The following is a 344-nucleotide window of genomic DNA, read 5'->3' on the forward strand; positions in this document are numbered from 1 at the left end:
TTGCAAAACCAAAAGAGAAAGGGAACATTTGGCTCATGAATTCAGGCATCAAGTGGCTCAATCGCGCCGCCCTACTGGCAAGCTTTCTTGGTATTTTGGCTTTCGTGGCTGATTTTGGGTTTTACCAAAGTAAGTTTTACCAAGAGGTTTTTGACGGGTTTTACTTTATTGTTTTGGGCTTTGGAGTCATATCCACTTTTGCCAGGTATGTCAGCAAGGGGATCATTCCCAAGCGGAAGGTTTTTATTTTTGACCTCCTGTCGATTGGATTTACATTTTGGATTTTCTACCTCTATCTCTTTGTGGGCGTACCCTTTGAGACGGATTTAATTTTGGAAAACCCC

At 42.2% G+C, this 344-nt stretch carries 1 pseudogene; it reads left to right on the top strand.

Going from position 1 to position 344, the window contains the following annotated elements:
- Positions 1-35: 35 nt before the first annotated feature.
- Positions 36-344 (top strand): annotated as a pseudogene (locus tag DK188_RS21385) (ATPase); the annotation flags it as partial.

This window comes from Algoriphagus litoralis, assembly GCF_003259255.1.
GTDB lineage: Bacteria > Bacteroidota > Bacteroidia > Cytophagales > Cyclobacteriaceae > Algoriphagus > Algoriphagus litoralis.